Below are 12,619 nucleotides of genomic sequence, written 5' to 3'. Positions count from 1 at the left end.
GCCACGTCCGGGTATAAATCAGACTAATCTTTTAGCCGGACGTGGCCGTCCAGGATACGATTATGCTTGAACAAACCTGGCGATGGTTCGGCCCGAACGACCCCGTATCGCTCAATGATGTCCGACAGGCCGGTGCTACCGGTATTGTAACGGCCCTGCACCACATTCCCAACGGCGAAGTCTGGTCGTTCGATGAAGTCATAAGCCGTAAAACATTGATTGAGTCCAATAAACTCACCTGGTCAGTTGTCGAGAGTATTCCGGTACACGAAGGCATTAAGACCCGAACCGGCGACTATCGGCGCTATATTGAAAATTATAAAGAATCCATTGTTAATGTGGCTAAGGCGGGTATCGACACGGTTTGTTACAATTTCATGCCCGTGCTCGACTGGACCCGCACCGACCTCGATTTTCCGATGCCCGATGGCTCCACGGGTCTGCGGTTCGATGCCACCGAGTTTGCCGCTTTCGAACTGTATATTTTGCAGCGGCCCGGCGCCGAATACCTGTATAACGACGGGCAGAAACAGCAGGCGCGGGCAAAACTCGACGCCATGAACGATGCTCAGGTGAAACGACTGACGCGCACCATCATTGCCGGGCTGCCCGGCTCCGAAGAGAGCTACACGGTTGAGAAATTTCGGGATGCCCTGGCGGCCTACAAAGACATTGGTGATCCCGAACTCCGGCAGAACCTGTACGCGTTTCTGCGTGAGATTGTGCCGGTTGCCGAGTCGGTGGGGGTCCGGCTGGCCATTCACCCCGACGATCCGCCGTACCCGATTCTGGGTTTGCCGCGCGTGGTCAGCACCGAAGCCGATGCCCGTGCGTTGCTGGCCGCTGCCGAGTTGCCCGCCAATGGGATTTGTTTCTGCACCGGCTCGTATGGCGTTCGGGCCGACAATGAGTTGGTGGGTATGGCCGAACGGCTGGGACCAAAAATTCACTTTATTCATTTACGCAGCACCCAGCGCAGCGCCGACAACAGCTTTCAGGAAGCCAATCACCTCGAAGGCGATGTGCCAATGCCCGGTGTCGTGCGTGCCCTGCTGACGGAGCAGAACCGACGAAAAGCCGAAGGACGGCAGGATACGCGGATGCCCTTCCGCCCCGACCACGGCCACCGAATGCTCGACGACCTGACATCGGGCAAGCGAACGAACCCCGGCTATACGGCCATTGGGAGGCTTCGGGGCCTGGCCGAACTGCGCGGGCTGATGCTGGGGCTATCGAGCCAGTAGTCAATAGTCGTTAGTTACTGACACTGGGGGTTACTGACTATCGTCTTACTGCTTATACACTTTTCCGTCTTTCATGACGAACTGAACGGTTTGCAGCGTTTTAATGGCTTGAATTGGGTTGTCGGCTACGGCGATGATGTCGGCCAGTTTGCCCGCTTCGATGGAGCCAATCTGCGTTTCGAGACCCAATAGTTTCGCGTTTGTCATCAGGGCCGATTTGATGGCTTCTACCGGCGGCATACCAGCCTCCACCATGTACTCGAACTCTCTGGCGTTATAGCCATGAATATACACGCCTGCATCAGTGCCAAACGCGATATTTACCCCGGCTTTGTACGCTTTGCCAAACGTGGCCTGAATTTTTGGGCCAATGGCTAAGGCTTTGGGAGTTACCAAAGCCGTGTAGTAGCCAAAGTGTTTGGCCGAATCAGCCACCGTTTTGCCCGCAATAATCGTCGGAACGTAATAGGTGCCGTGTTTTTTGAACAGCTCGATGGCTTCGTCGTCCATGTACGTGCCGTGTTCAATGGTTTGCACCCCCGCCCGAATGGCCCGCTTCATGCCCTCGGCCCCGTGCGCGTGGGCCGCCACCACAAAGCCGTAATCTTTAGCCGCATCGACAACCGCTTTCACTTCTTCTTCCGTGAACTGTGGCCCGGAGCCATCTTTGGCATTACTCAGCACACCGCCCGTAGCGGTAATCTTGATGAGGTCGGACCCTTCTTTGTAGCGTTGCCGAACGGCTTTCCGGGCATCTTCGGGGGAGTTAATAACGCCCTGAGCCGGGCCGGGGTCGCCCATCAACTCTTTTCGGTAGCCGTTGGTTGGGTCGGCATGACCGCCAGTGGTAGCAATCGACGTACCAACGGTCAGGATGCGGGGACCATCGACCAAACCGGCGTTTACGGCATTCCGCAACGCAATGTTGACACCCGAACCGCCGAGGTCCCGCACGGTTGTGAAACCGGCCAGCAACGTTGTTTTGGCATGATTGGCGGCCTGGTAGGCCAAATCGGGAACGTTGCGGGTAAAGGCGTCGATGGCTCCGCCCCGGCGCGTCTGGCTTTCGAGGTGAACGTGCATGTCGATCAGGCCGGGCAGCACCGTTTTCGACTTCATATCCAGCACCCGGTCCTGACCCGATGGGGCCGTATAGCCTTTTTGTACGGCCGTGATTTTGTTGCCGTCAACAACGACCGTCATTTGTGGCTGAAGGTCATTGCGAACCCCATCGAACAGATTACCGCAATGAATCAGCGTGCGCTGGGCAAACAGGGGAGACGCCAGCAGCGAGAGACCCGCCAGCACGTATAGTTTTTTCATGAAATCAGTTTGGTTGGGTCTAAAAAAAGGCCGCAACGGTTGGTTGCGGCCCTTAAACTACAGAAAAGAGGTGAAACGACTATAACTTCGTTACCTGAACAACCGCCATTTGAGGTTGTCCGTCGGCCGATGTGCCTGGATAAGGATTTACTTCGCGCAGAATTACCTTATACGACTGATTCGCCAGCGAAACGTTCGTTGAATCTAAACGCGCTTTTACGTCTGCCCCTAAGACCAGGCGCACTACCTTAGAATCACTATTTTTCGACAGGGCTAACTTAACTTTAGCTTCGCCCGCCCAGATACAAACGACATTGGCGGGGCATCGGCTATCCTGAATCGAATCGACCTGAACTACTACATCCGAACCAAGCCGGGCGGATTGATTTAATCCGACCGAAACGCGGTCGGTTGGCGTGGTTTCAGGGGATTTACAGGCTGAAAAGACGACTGTTCCGAGGATGAGTAAACCAGAAAGCTTTTTTGTGAATGGTACCATAGTTATCCTTTCTCTATTTTCAACTAAAGACGCCGACACCAGAAAAAGGGTTGGAAACCGTTGCTTATTTTTTTACAATCACCCCATCGGCCACGAACGTCAGCGCTTTTTCGGGTTCAGTGATTTTCTCAATTTCTTCTTTCGATTTACCGGCATCCTGGGCATAGTGGCGCAGGTCGGCGACGGGCGTGGTGGTGGTTTCGGCGGTGCCTTCGACTACAACGGTTTTGCCGACGATGTCTTTCGGCACAAAGAAACCATAGTCTTTAAACGTCACCCGCATGGTTTGGCCATCGCCGGTTTTTACCTTCATCCAGCAGCCTTTTACCTTACACACCGACTCCACGGTGCCTTCGACTTTAGCGGGCATCTGGTCTTTGTTGGCCATTTGCGTGGCTAACTTCGTGGCTGGAATGGCATCGGCGGCTGTAATTTTTTTGCCGTGATAACTAACCTCATTTTGGGCGAAAACGCCGAACGACGCGCCCAGGAGCAGCGCAATGACGAATAGTTTTTTCATGATGAAAACAGGATTTAATCAATTGTTGCTCAAAAATACGGAAAAACTACGTCCAATAAAGAATGGGTGCATCAGGAAACCGTTTCTGCCACTCCGTATAGAAGAACGCTTTCAGTGCCTTCATATCAGCAGGTTGGTAGACGTACTTCATTCCCCCGAATTTATTTCGCTTTCCAGCCCGCGTCGCTTCATCCATCTCCAGCGATGTGTTCGGATACCACTGCATCAGCACATCCTTTGAACCGGGGGTGAAGCGGTGGGTAATGAATTCAACGTTAACATCGCAATTGAAATCAAGGGCGGCTTTGATGCGGTCGAGCAGATTGGTGTAGTGTTCGCGCCAGCCGGGAAGGGGCATGATTGGGGCCAGCACTACACCAATTGGGTAGCCACCGCCCCCCCGCTCACACGGTAAAGCCATCTGGCGCATGGCTTGCAAACGGGCTTCAATAGATGCCGTGCCCCCTTCCAGCCGACGGGCTGCCGGCTCAGCGTTCAGGCTGAAGCGGGCGCGGGTCTGGCCGTTATGCGGCAAATCGAGCAGGCTGTCTACCTGATTATATTTTGAGACAAACCGTAGCTGACCGCCCTCGCGCTGGCCAAAATACCGGATGCACTCGGCCAGACTGCCTGTGAGGTGTTCGATGCCCAGCACGTCGGTATAGCAACTGACTTCAAACGTTGTCGGGCGATTTGGGTCGGACGCCTGCCAGCTTTTGTTGGGCGGGTATGTGCCTTCATACGCAGCCGTCTGGTCGAGTAGCTGAGGTAGATTGGCATAGGCCCGCACAACCGGCGGCCCCGCCAGACTGCCCGCCAGATAGCAATATTGACAGTGAGCCGGGCACCCTTCGGCAAGGTTCATCTGCCAGTCGGCTGAGGGTGGAATGGGCTGCAGCCGGAATGCACCCGGTGGCGCATTCACCACGGCCAGTGTATTCTTGGCAAGGCGGTATGTTTCGCGCTCATCGGCTCCGCGCAGGCCCGAAATACGATTATTTTTCGCCACCTCTATTGGCAAGCCAAGACCGGCGATGCGGTCATAGATGGCCTGCCCAAAAGGTTCGTTGAGCGCGTCGGCGGTGAAAACGACGCGCTTTGGCATCCACAGACGAATTGACTTAACCAGGGAAACAGCCGTTTGACTTTCGGCTAACAGAGTTGATTCTGAAGACATAACGAGCGTAAAAATCGGACAATTACTGCCAAAAAATGAGCACTTTTGCCGACATAGGTATAACAGCGTATAGCATCAAAAAAATCCTTTTCAGAATAAGTTTAAAATAGAATAACTTGCTGATTAACAGGCGAATAGTTTGAATTTTACGAACAAATCTAACCTATAAGAAATGGTTAGTCCGCCCACGTTACTCCAGACGGATTAATCGTAAAAAAAGTTGTAATCTTGCCAAAAAAAGCAATTATGGAAATCGCAGAAACCGGCATACAGCGCCGATTGCTAACCGATAGTGAGGTATTTGTTAAGGCAGTCAACCATCTCACGGACGAGCAGTTTCGCTATCAGCCAGACGGAAAATGGTCGGTGGCTGAGGTCATGCAGCATCTGTATTTGTCGGCCCGGCCAGTAGCCCGCCTGATGAGTGGCACGCGCGAGGTGTTAAAGCAGTGGGGAAAGCCCGACGGGCCAGCGAGAACGTATGAGGAGATGGCCGCCATTTACCAGAAAGTGCTTGGAACGGGCGTAAAAGCGCCAGCTACTATGTCGCCCCGGCCCGAGGATGTGCAGGTAGCAAAAAATGAGGTTATCGAGCGATTTACGAGTGTTTATCAGGCATTGGTCGTCGCTGTCGACAACTGGCCGGAGGACGAGTTGACTCAATACGTTATCCCACACCCGGCTCTGGGCAAGCTGTCGGTGCGGGAAATGCTGCACTTTGTGAGCATCCACACGCAGCATCATTTAAGGCTATTGCCTGAGATGTACAGGTAACTCTGACTAACTCGATGCGTGTTCACTACAGGGAGGATTCCGTATGACATATCCTGGAGATATGTCATACGGAACCCTCCCTGTAGTGAACACGCACCACTTACCGGGCAAGCCGAAGCCCCCGGTTCCCGACGGTTCCGAAGAAATAATTTACCCCAATCTTCAACCGCCCGCCTTTACCCCGGCTAACGGTGGGGTCAAGTTTGTTATAAAAACTGCTTTCGTAGGACACTTCGGCCCCTAAGCGATGCAGAATCCAGGCCATCATGCCTATTTCAATACCAACGCTCGTGTATTTTGCTTTGTCATCGGCAGCAATGTTTTCCGAGAACTCACGGCCACTGTTCAGGCTGGCTCCCAAAAAACTACTGATGCGCGTCCGAAACGGATAATAGCGCACGAAGGCGCCAATCTGCCGGGAGTGGTATTTGTTGCCCACAAGCCGGTCCGTATCGTAGCGCAGGCCCCCTGCAAAACCGGGCTGAAAGAAGTAGCCGATGCGCGAATTGAAGGCCAGATACACCTGTCCATTGTTGGCGCCCATGCCCAAACCACCGCCCACAAACACGTTGTTCGGCTCAAACCAGCTTAACTGATTCCGTTGCTGGTAGCTAAGCGATTTATCGACCTCTTCCTCGATTTTTTCGCCAGCCTGGGTCGCTTCCTCACGAATGTCCTGTTTTGTGCGCTCGTTAATGATCGGTTTGGAGCCGTCTGTGGTGTCCGATCTGTTTTGAGCCAGACCCACTACTGATAAGCCGATCAGTAAAGTTGCCGTAGTAAGTAATTTTTTCATTGTCGTTGAGTTAAAGCCATAAAATACTACCTTATTAACTGTGAAGCCCAAATAAGGTTTGCTGTTGTGTAGGAATGGATAAACAGAAGAAAGCAAAAAACGTCTCCTCATTTTGCGGGGAGACGTTTTTTGCAATGGCAGCGCTATTTTCTGCTTACTGGCTTAGCTGGTCGATTAAGGCCGCCACCTGTTCCGCCGATGTTGCCGGGAAGTTGGCAATCCGAATCTGCATTTCTTTAAACGTACCATAACCACTGCCGACAACCATACCGGCCTCTTTTGCAGAAGCAATGACGCTGGCTGACGGTTTTTTTGTGGTGGCCACGATAACCGTTTGCGAACGGTGGCGTTCCTGTTTCACAAAAGCCTCATAGTCAGGCGAAGTGTCTAAAAATTTATAGAGCATTCGGGCTTTTTCCTCGGTTTGTTTGCGAAGGGTGTCGATACCAATTCGGTTAAACTCTTCGGCAATTTTTCCCAGCAAATAAATAAACAGCACGTTTGGCGTTGCGGGTGTTTCAAACGTTTTGTAGTGTTTCCAGAGCGTTGGGAGGGAGTTGTGTGCCCCAATCGTCATCGTTTCGGACTGCTGCAGCCGGTCGGCCTTTTCCAGACAGGTTTGGCTGGCAATCCACACACCCAGTCCGGCGGGCATCCCAAAGGCCTTCTGCACCGAGAAAAACGCCGAATCAATCAGGCTAAAGTCCAAATCGGGGTAGGGGGCCGACGAAACCGTGTCGATACAAAACAGTTTTTTTGGGTATTTGCGCTTGAGTTTGTGCATTTCGGCGGGTCGCATCTGCACCCCCGACGAGGTCTCATTATGGGTCAGACACACCAACTCGGCATACTCCGGCACCTCGATCTCTGCCGCGTCGAAGCCCTCGCCAAACGGTTTTTCCAGCATATGGACGTGTTTGTGAAGCGCCCCGGCGTAATCGCAGAACTTTTGCGAGAAGGAGCCATTCACGAGGTGAAAACTCTCGTGTTCAACGCAGTTGAGCAGCACCCGTTCCCATACTTCGGAGGCTGAGCCGGTGAAGAAAATACCATGCGATTTGGGAATGGTCAGCAACGTCCGCAGTTGTTCGTCGGCGAACTGATAGATGTCCCGAAACCGCTGGCTCCGGTGCGAAATCGAGCCAATCTGCTCATCCATCGCCCGTTGCAGGTGTTTGTGAAACGTTGGGTAGAGTTCTGCCGGACCAGGGGTAAAGTAGGTGTGTTTCATAATTTAATGACTGAATGAGTGAATGACCGGGCCGCCGGAGCGGTGAATGAGCGAAAACCCTTCGGCAGCCCTATTCACTCATTCACTCATTCACTTATTCACTCATTAATAAAGTAGTCTGAATTTAATTGTGTTGTCGATTCCCTTTAACTCTTCAACCACTTCATCAGCGTATTCTTTAGCAACGTCCGTAATCACATAACCAATTTGGTCGACGGTTTTCAGGTATTGGCCGTGAATGTTGATGTGGTATTTGGCAAAAATAGCGTTCATTTTGGCCAGAATGCCCGGTACGTTTGTGTGGATGTGCAGCAGCCGGTGCGCTCCTTTCAGCAGGGGTAGTTGCAATTCCGGGAAGTTGACACTGCCGTAGGTGCTGCCGTTGTTGATGTATTCGAGTAGTTTGCCGGGCACAAAATTACCGATGTTTGCCTGCGCTTCTTCAGTGCTGCCGCCAATGTGTGGGGTCAGAATCACGTTGGGCAGCGTGCGGAGAGCACTCATAAACTCCTCGTTGTTGGTTTTTGGCTCCTGCGGAAACACATCGACACCCGCCCCGGCAACCTTGCCCCGCTCGATGGCATCGACCAGTGCGGGAATGTCTACGATATGTCCACGCGAGAGATTGAGGAAGATAACCCCATTTTTCATCAGCGAAAATTCCCGGTAGCTGATTAGGTTTTTATTCTCTTTCCGACCGTCGGTATGCAGGCTGATAATGTCGGCAATGGCCAGCAGTTCGTCTAAGTTTTTGCATTTTCGGGCATTGCCCAGCGCCAGTTTATCGACCACATCGTAGAAATACACCTCCATGCCGAGGGCCTCGGCCACCACCGATAGTTGCGTGCCGATGTTGCCGTAGCCGACCAGACCGAGTTTTTTGCCGCGTACTTCAAAGCTATTCTTTGCCGATTTGTCCCAGCCGCCTTTGTGCATCAGATTACTCTTGGGCACAATGCTCCGAATCAGCATGATAATTTCGCCAATGGCCAGTTCAACCACCGACCGCGTGTTGCTGTAAGGCGCATTAAACACCGCAATGCCCCGCTCGGTGCAGGCATCGAGGTCGATCTGGTTCGTTCCGATGCAGAAAGCGCCAACGGTCATGAGTTTATTGGCGTGCTCCAGCACCCGCTGCGTAACCTGGGTTTTAGAGCGAATGCCCAGAATCGACACGTCGCGGATGGCTTCGATGAGTTCGTCTTCATCCAAAGCCCCTTTCCGAATTTCGACGTTAAAGCCCTCCTGCTCAAAGAGTTGGATAGCTACCGGATGGACATTCTCCAGCAATAGCACTTTAATCCGGCTTTTCGGATAGGACTGGCTGCGACTCAGGTGATTATGGTAGAGGAATTCGTCGAGCGAAGGGGCAATGTGGTCGGCTTTTTCGACTACGCGGGGCCGCATCACGTTCTCGGTGAACGCATAGAACCGATTGGCTAAGCCCGACGCCCTGATCTCGTAGTCGGTGTAGCCATCGCCAATCACATACACTTCGCCATCCAGGTTCAGCTTCCGAATCACCTGCGATTTGCCGCCGTTTGCCGATAGCGGGTTCGTTGGGTCGAACCCAATAATGGCACCGCTTTCATCGTAGACGAACGAATTGGCAAAAACGTTTTCAGCCCGGACACCCAGCGAGGTGACAATCGGGACGATGAACTCTTTAAAGCCATTCGAGACGATATAAATTGTTTCGGCATTCTCCGACAGGAACTGCTTATTCCGCTGAAACGAATCGGATATTTTACCCATTAGGTTTTCAACCAGCGCGGGTAGTTGGTCGCGGTGAGCTTTGAGCAAATTCAGCCGCAGGGTAAGCGAATCGGTAAAGGAGATCTCGCCCGACATTCCCCGGTCGGTAATCACCTTAATTTCGTTCAGCACGTCGTCGCGGTCTGGTCGGCCCGCCAGTGACAGTTCGCCCAGTACGTCGAGGGCTTCCACCTTCGTGAAGGTGCTGTCGAAGTCAATGATATAATACGTTTGTTCTAATGGTTTGGTTAGCATGATTGAAGCAAAAAATTTTAGGCAGCGATTTCGATGCCTGTACGTTCTATTTCGTCAATAAATGGGTCACGACGGAGATAAGAATCTGTTGGGTATGGATGCGGTTCAATAGTGAAAAGTTGAGCGGTAATCGGAGCTAACATACGCCAGTTCTGTATAGAATCATGCGTGAACTGGTCGGAAACCAAGAGTACATCAATATCGGATTCTGGTCTTGATGTACCCGTTGCCACTGAACCAAATAGAATAACTTTATTGAAAAAGATATTCTGTCCATTACAGAGTTGAACGTATTTTTTTATTAACTCAACGGCAGCAGGCTGATTAACCATATTCTTAGCGGAATAACTTGTTTAATGTACTCCTCAACCAATAATGCAGTTATTGTCCTGGAAACGTCCGATACATAATCAGGCTAACAAATCATCCATTGACTGCCGTTGCCAAAACTGTATATGCTCCTCTTTTGTCATAGCGAAGCGTTAATCAAAAACTCCAGCGCCCGCTCTTCCGACCAGTAAGTTCCCTGAAGTCCATTAGTCTTTGCCACAAAACCACAATGACCGCCCTGCTCAGGAAACTCCATCCAGACGTTGGGGAGTTCCCGCCCTAAATCAGCAGGAAAACATTCGGGCGACAGAAACGGGTCGTTTTGGGCATTCACAATCAGCGCTGGAACCGTAATGTTCGGGATAAACTGCAGCGAACTGCTGCGCGTATAATAGTCTTTCGCATCAATGAATCCGTTCATGGGGGCGGTAAACAGGTTATCGAATTCCCGAACGCTACGCGCCTTTATCACGGCTTCGGTTGGAAAAACGCCTGGCATCAGGGCCGCTTTTTGCAGTACTTTCCGTTTCAGCGTCCGGCTAAACCGATAGTTATACACCAGACTATCCCATTGTTCGAGCCGCCGGGCTGAACCCATCAAATTGAGCGGCACCGAAAACACAACGGCTTTTTTTATCGCCGGATTAATTTCCTTACCCCCATGCGACGGACCGTGCTCGCCGAGGTATTTCAGCGTGACGTTTCCGCCCGCACTGAAGCCCATGAGGTAAATTGTCTGATAACCTTTCGAGAGCGCGTGCTGGACAACTAAATTGAGATCACCGGTTTCGCCAACGTGGTAAAAACGTTGCTGACGGTTCATTTCGCCACTACAGGAGCGGTAGTGCCAGGCTAAGCAGTCGAAGCCGTGTCGGGTCAGGTGCCGCACCATGCCCACTAAATACGGACTCGTTGAACTACCCTCAAGCCCGTGGGAGAGGATAACTAATGGACAATGAAGAATGGATAATGAAGAATGATGAGTAGAGCTTTCGGCATTCTTCATTATCCATTCTTCATTATCCATTGCTTTCGCCCAATCCAAATCCAGAAAATCATCATCCGGCGTGTCGATGCGTTCGCGGACATAGGCAGCCGTTACCTTGCGAAACAGCGAGGGAATGATGGTTTGCAGGTGCCCGTTCCATAAACGGGCAGGTGGTTCATAGGTAGATGGGGCAATCAGCGGCATTACCGAACGAAGGCAATTGAAGCCGCAAAGGTAAGTGTTCCGCTACTTAGAAGCTTGACAAAACAGAAAAAACGTATGCCTGCATTCAGGTGTTCACCTACTCTGCGGAAACAGACTACTTTTGCTGGCCGTAAATCGAATCCGTACAACCCTGGCCTACGAAGGCAATCCGGTATGCTTGATATACAGCTTAATCAGCTCAGGCTATTTTTCGACAGCATTGTTCCTCTGCCTGAAGCCGACTGGAAACGGGCCTGCCCCCTATTCCGATCCGTGGAGATTGCCAGGGGGGATCGTATCCTCCAGGAAGGACAGGTTTGCCGCTACCTTTCGTTTGTTAATCAGGGATTGTTCCGAAGCTATTTGCTGAAAGATGGAAAAGAACATGTTCGGCAGTTTCTGTTTGAAGGCGGCTTTGCCGTGGATATTGGTAGTTTCCTGACGCAGACCCCGAGTCCGTTTTACATCGAGGCACTCGAAGACAGCCTGATTCTTCAGCTTTCCCAGTCGGACATGGACGAGTTGTGCGAAGGGTCATTTCACTTTATGAAATTAGGCAAAAAACTCGCGGATCAGTCGGCCATCAACCTCATTCGCCGGAGTGTTTCGCTGCTGGTTGATGCGGCCACCAAACGCTATGAAGACTTGCTGCGTGAGCGGCCACAGCTTATCCAGCGCGTACCCCAATACCTGATTGCGTCGTACTTAGGCATCACACCCGAAGCGCTGAGCCGTATCCGCAGAGAGATACAGCGACGCGCTTCTTGATGTACATCAATGAACAGCATCGGACGACCTGGTACGTTTGTGTAAAAAACGACATGAATACGCCCACACTGCTCATTGGAGCCACAGCCGGCACTGGTTATGAAGTAGCCCGCAGCCTGCTAACGGCCAGACAACCCATCCGGATCATTGCCCGCAATCGGGAAAAAGCCCGGAAACTCTTCGGTCAAACCCCCGCCGAGGTTGTCATCAGCGACCTTACGGCCCCCAACGAAGCATTTTACCGGGCTTTTGAGGGTGTCGGGACAATCATATTTACGGCGGGCGTTCCGGCTGGGTTCGCCCGCGAAAAACAAATTCAAACCGTTGATTACGGGGGCATAGTGGCCGCTCTGGATGCTGCTCAAAAAGCCCGGTTTCGGGGTCGATTTGTGTATATGACAACCATTGGCCTGCACCACCGGACGTTTTGGATTCGGCTGTTGAATCTCATTAAGCCCAACCTCATTCACTGGCGGCTCGAAGCTGAGCGAGCCATTCAGCAGAGCGGATTGACCTACACAATTGTCCGGGCGGGCTTACTGACAAACAAACCGGCTGGCCGAAAACCGATTCAGTTAATGCAGGCGGATATTTCGGTTCGGCTTTCGACCCAAATCAGCCGGGCCGACGTGGCCGGGGTACTACTAACCATTGCCCGGATGGAAACTGCACAAAATCAAACGTACAGTGCCATCTGGGGTGGCGATGGTTCATCCGTAGTTGAACAGATTGACCAGTTAGCCCGGTAGTAGTCC

At 52.1% G+C, this 12,619-nt stretch carries 13 protein-coding genes; 4 read left to right on the top strand and 9 right to left on the bottom strand.

Annotation, left to right across the window (positions count from 1 at the left end):
- The first annotated feature begins 62 nt into the window (after window positions 1-62).
- A complete protein-coding gene (gene uxuA, locus ACYVI1_RS21865) occupies window positions 63-1,244 on the top strand; it encodes a mannonate dehydratase (RefSeq protein ID WP_460912941.1) in 1,182 nt (393 codons plus the stop codon).
- A 45-nt stretch (window positions 1,245-1,289) separates the two neighbouring features.
- Here uxuA and ACYVI1_RS21860 read toward each other — a convergent pair whose 3' ends face one another.
- The 4 genes from ACYVI1_RS21860 to ACYVI1_RS21845 all read right to left on the bottom strand — a co-directional run bounded on the left by ACYVI1_RS21860 (window position 1,290) and on the right by ACYVI1_RS21845 (window position 4,763).
- Window positions 1,290-2,567, bottom strand: a complete 1,278-nt coding sequence (locus ACYVI1_RS21860; RefSeq protein WP_460912940.1) for a metal-dependent hydrolase family protein — start codon at window positions 2,565-2,567, stop codon at window positions 1,290-1,292.
- A 79-nt stretch (window positions 2,568-2,646) separates the two neighbouring features.
- Window positions 2,647-3,066 (bottom strand): hypothetical protein, encoded by a 420-nt coding sequence (locus ACYVI1_RS21855; RefSeq protein WP_460912939.1) that lies wholly within the window; start codon window positions 3,064-3,066, stop codon window positions 2,647-2,649.
- Window positions 3,067-3,130: 64 nt separating this feature from the next.
- Complete coding sequence (locus ACYVI1_RS21850) at window positions 3,131-3,586, bottom strand: DUF4920 domain-containing protein (protein WP_460912938.1); 456 nt, start codon at window positions 3,584-3,586, stop codon at window positions 3,131-3,133.
- 46 nt (window positions 3,587-3,632) lie between these two features.
- Entirely contained in the window at window positions 3,633-4,763 is a 1,131-nt protein-coding gene (locus ACYVI1_RS21845) for a spore photoproduct lyase family protein (RefSeq protein ID WP_460912937.1), read from the bottom strand.
- 246 nt (window positions 4,764-5,009) lie between these two features.
- Here ACYVI1_RS21845 and ACYVI1_RS21840 point away from each other — a divergent pair, with 246 nt between their 5' ends.
- On the top strand, window positions 5,010-5,537 hold the full coding sequence (locus tag ACYVI1_RS21840) for a DinB family protein (RefSeq protein WP_460912936.1): 528 nt from the start codon (window positions 5,010-5,012) through the stop codon (window positions 5,535-5,537).
- Between the two features lie 100 nt (window positions 5,538-5,637).
- On the opposite strand, the gene ACYVI1_RS21835 is transcribed toward ACYVI1_RS21840, so the two are convergent.
- The 5 genes from ACYVI1_RS21835 to ACYVI1_RS21815 all read right to left on the bottom strand — a co-directional run bounded on the left by ACYVI1_RS21835 (window position 5,638) and on the right by ACYVI1_RS21815 (window position 11,096).
- Entirely contained in the window at window positions 5,638-6,333 is a 696-nt protein-coding gene (locus ACYVI1_RS21835; RefSeq protein ID WP_460912935.1) for a hypothetical protein, read from the bottom strand.
- A 154-nt stretch (window positions 6,334-6,487) separates the two neighbouring features.
- A complete protein-coding gene (locus ACYVI1_RS21830) occupies window positions 6,488-7,564 on the bottom strand; it encodes an aminotransferase class V-fold PLP-dependent enzyme (RefSeq protein ID WP_460912934.1) in 1,077 nt (358 codons plus the stop codon).
- Window positions 7,565-7,669: 105 nt separating this feature from the next.
- Window positions 7,670-9,574, bottom strand: coding sequence for a phosphoglycerate dehydrogenase (serA, locus tag ACYVI1_RS21825; RefSeq protein ID WP_460912933.1), 1,905 nt, complete (start codon window positions 9,572-9,574; stop codon window positions 7,670-7,672).
- 17 nt (window positions 9,575-9,591) lie between these two features.
- Entirely contained in the window at window positions 9,592-9,906 is a 315-nt protein-coding gene (locus ACYVI1_RS21820; RefSeq protein ID WP_460912932.1) for a nucleotidyltransferase domain-containing protein, read from the bottom strand.
- Between the two features lie 137 nt (window positions 9,907-10,043).
- Window positions 10,044-11,096: a YheT family hydrolase gene (locus ACYVI1_RS21815; RefSeq protein ID WP_460912931.1), complete on the bottom strand. Its 1,053-nt coding sequence runs from the start codon at window positions 11,094-11,096 to the stop codon at window positions 10,044-10,046.
- A 174-nt stretch (window positions 11,097-11,270) separates the two neighbouring features.
- On the opposite strand from ACYVI1_RS21815, the gene ACYVI1_RS21810 reads away from it, so the two are divergent.
- A complete protein-coding gene (locus ACYVI1_RS21810; protein ID WP_460912930.1) occupies window positions 11,271-11,864 on the top strand; it encodes a Crp/Fnr family transcriptional regulator in 594 nt (197 codons plus the stop codon).
- A 53-nt stretch (window positions 11,865-11,917) separates the two neighbouring features.
- A complete protein-coding gene (locus ACYVI1_RS21805; RefSeq protein ID WP_460912929.1) occupies window positions 11,918-12,613 on the top strand; it encodes an NAD(P)H-binding protein in 696 nt (231 codons plus the stop codon).
- The last annotated feature ends 6 nt before the right edge of the window (window positions 12,614-12,619 follow it).

The sequence above is a fragment of the Spirosoma areae genome (assembly GCF_054781775.1).
Note: the sequence above shows the minus strand (reverse complement) of the source record. Positions and strands in the feature narration are given on the sequence as shown.

Excerpts from the sequence above, each read along its gene's own strand:
- ACYVI1_RS21820 (WP_460912932.1), bottom strand. The coding sequence starts at position 9,906 with ATGGTTAATCAGCCTGCTGCCGTTGAGTTAATAAAAAAATACGTTCAA.
- ACYVI1_RS21810 (WP_460912930.1), top strand. The coding sequence starts at position 11,271 with ATGCTTGATATACAGCTTAATCAGCTCAGGCTATTTTTCGACAGCATT.
- ACYVI1_RS21850 (WP_460912938.1), bottom strand. The coding sequence starts at position 3,586 with ATGAAAAAACTATTCGTCATTGCGCTGCTCCTGGGCGCGTCGTTCGGC.
- ACYVI1_RS21815 (WP_460912931.1), bottom strand. The coding sequence starts at position 11,096 with ATGCCGCTGATTGCCCCATCTACCTATGAACCACCTGCCCGTTTATGG.
- ACYVI1_RS21840 (WP_460912936.1), top strand. The coding sequence starts at position 5,010 with ATGGAAATCGCAGAAACCGGCATACAGCGCCGATTGCTAACCGATAGT.
- ACYVI1_RS21830 (WP_460912934.1), bottom strand. The coding sequence starts at position 7,564 with ATGAAACACACCTACTTTACCCCTGGTCCGGCAGAACTCTACCCAACG.
- ACYVI1_RS21845 (WP_460912937.1), bottom strand. The coding sequence starts at position 4,763 with ATGTCTTCAGAATCAACTCTGTTAGCCGAAAGTCAAACGGCTGTTTCC.
- ACYVI1_RS21835 (WP_460912935.1), bottom strand. The coding sequence starts at position 6,333 with ATGAAAAAATTACTTACTACGGCAACTTTACTGATCGGCTTATCAGTA.
- serA (WP_460912933.1), bottom strand. The coding sequence starts at position 9,574 with ATGCTAACCAAACCATTAGAACAAACGTATTATATCATTGACTTCGAC.
- ACYVI1_RS21855 (WP_460912939.1), bottom strand. The coding sequence starts at position 3,066 with ATGGTACCATTCACAAAAAAGCTTTCTGGTTTACTCATCCTCGGAACA.
- ACYVI1_RS21805 (WP_460912929.1), top strand. The coding sequence starts at position 11,918 with ATGAATACGCCCACACTGCTCATTGGAGCCACAGCCGGCACTGGTTAT.
- uxuA (WP_460912941.1), top strand. The coding sequence starts at position 63 with ATGCTTGAACAAACCTGGCGATGGTTCGGCCCGAACGACCCCGTATCG.
- ACYVI1_RS21860 (WP_460912940.1), bottom strand. The coding sequence starts at position 2,567 with ATGAAAAAACTATACGTGCTGGCGGGTCTCTCGCTGCTGGCGTCTCCC.